Source organism: Kitasatospora putterlickiae, assembly GCF_039527695.1.
Classification (GTDB): Bacteria; Actinomycetota; Actinomycetes; order Streptomycetales; family Streptomycetaceae; genus Kitasatospora; species Kitasatospora putterlickiae.
The window spans coordinates 12216-13838 of the sequence record NZ_BAAAKJ010000059.1; the positions used below are offsets into that span (position 1 = coordinate 12216).

Genomic DNA, 1623 nt, shown 5'->3' on the forward strand with positions numbered 1-1623 from the left:
CGGCGGGGTCGGGGAGGGCGGCATGGGGTGAGGGTAGCGCGCGCCCGGGTGGACCGAAGGGGAGGGCCGGGGCGTGACCTCCGGGCGGCCCGCTCGTTGGGGAAACGGGCCCGCTGTCACCCACACGGGTGGTTCCGGCGGCCCTCGACGGATCCCGAGGGGGCCTGGGAAGTAAGGTTAGCCTCACCTAATTTCTTGGGAGTCCGCCTTGACGCTCGCCGCTGAGCCCGCCACCGGTCCGACCGTCCCCGTGCCAACCCAGGCCACCGCCGCCCAGGCCTCCACCGCCCAGGCCGCCACCGCTCCGGGCGCCGCCGTCCTGCGGCGCCAGCGCGTCCGTGAGTCCGCCGCCCGCACCTACGCGCGCTCGTTCCCCATCGTCCCGGTGCGCGCCAACGGCATGACCGTCGAGGGCGCCGACGGCCGCCGCTACCTCGACTGCCTCTCCGGCGCCGGCACCCTCGCGCTCGGCCACAACCACCCCGTCGTGCTGGAGGCGATCCGCCGCACCCTCGACAGCGGCGCCCCGCTCCACCTGCTCGACCTCGCCACCGCCGAGAAGGACGACTTCACCACCGCCCTGTTCGAGAGCCTGCCGCCCGCCTTCGCCGACGGCGCGCGCGTGCACTTCTGCGGCCCCGCCGGGACGGACGCCGTCGAGGCCGCGCTCAAGCTGACGCAGACGGCCACCGGCCGCTCCGGCGCCCTCGCCTTCACCGGCGCCTACCACGGGATGACCGCCGGCGCCCTCGCGCTCACCGGCAACGTCTCCGTCAAGGAGCCGCTGCCCGGCGGCGGCGAGGTGGTCCGGCTGCCCTACCCCTACGGCTACCGCTGCCCGTTCGGCGTCGGCGGGGAGAACGGCGCCGCGCTGTCCGCCACCTACGTCGAGCGGCTGCTCGACGACCCGTCCGGCGGCGTCGTCCCGCCCGCCGCGATGATCCTGGAGGCCGTCCAGGGCGAGGGCGGCGTCGTCCCCGCGCCCGACGACTGGCTGCGCGCGATGCGGCGGATCACCGCCGAGCGCCGCATCCCGCTCATCGTCGACGAGGTGCAGACCGGCGTCGGCCGCACCGGGGCGATGTGGGCCGTCGAGCACAGCGGGATCGTGCCGGACGCGATGGTGCTCTCCAAGGCGATCGGCGGCAGCCTGCCGCTCGCCGTCGTCGTCTACCGCGAGGAGTACGACGGCTGGCGGCCCGGCGCGCACACCGGCACCTTCCGCGGCAACACCCTCGCCATGGCGGCCGGCGCCGCCACCCTGCGCTACGTCGCCGCCAACGGGCTGGCCGAACGCGCGGCGGCGGTCGGCGCGCGGATGACCGAACGGCTACGGGCGCTGGCCGGGGAACTGCCGGTGATCGGCGACGTGCGCGGGCGCGGGCTGATGATCGGCGTGGAGCTCGTCGACCCGGCGGCGGAACCGGACGCCTGCGGCGCGCGGCCGGCCGACCCCGAACTCGCCGTCCGGGTGCGGGAGGCGTGCCTGGCGCGCGGGCTGATCGTCGAACTCGGTGGCCGGCACGACGCCGTGCTGCGGCTGCTGCCCCCGCTCACCATCAGCGACGAGCAGGCGGCCGCGGTGCTGGAGCGGGACCAGGAGGTGCGGCTCGCCGCGCTGGG

1 protein-coding gene is annotated in these 1623 nt (G+C 76.5%); it reads left to right on the forward strand.

Features of this window, described 5'->3' with window-relative positions:
- Positions 1-250: 250 nt before the first annotated feature.
- On the forward strand, positions 251-1623 hold a 1373-nt coding region (locus ABD308_RS06805), incomplete at its 3' end, for a diaminobutyrate--2-oxoglutarate transaminase family protein (protein WP_425554712.1).